This is a genomic window from Achromobacter sp. SIMBA_011 (genome assembly GCF_046535435.1).
Lineage (GTDB): Bacteria > Pseudomonadota > Gammaproteobacteria > Burkholderiales > Burkholderiaceae_B > Achromobacter > Achromobacter dolens.
In genome coordinates this window covers 1-245 of record NZ_JAWRWN010001037.1, presented here as the reverse complement: position 1 = coordinate 245, position 245 = coordinate 1, and the positions used below count along the sequence as shown (strand labels likewise).

1 protein-coding gene is annotated in these 245 nt (G+C 55.1%); it reads right to left on the bottom strand.

The window, feature by feature from the left end; all coding sequences use genetic code 11:
- Positions 1 to 245 (bottom strand): hypothetical protein (locus SB816_RS34175; protein ID WP_410548520.1); only part of this gene is annotated, 245 nt, incomplete at both ends.

The following is a 245-nucleotide window of genomic DNA, read 5'->3' as shown; positions in this document are numbered from 1 at the left end:
CGGCGTCAGGTTACCTGCGGCATCGCTGATTTTGCCTTTAAGCCAGTTTTCACCGGAAAAGGAGGCTGATTCGCCGATACTCTTCAGCTGATCCTGAAGCTGGGTGATTTCTTCCTGGATCTTCGCCTTGTCGACGCCTGCTTCACGCGCCGCAACCAGCTTCTTGCTGATTTCTTTGACGACATCGACCGTGGTTTCCATGGCGGAATAGGCAGTATCGACCTTGGCAGCGCCAAGGCCGAGAG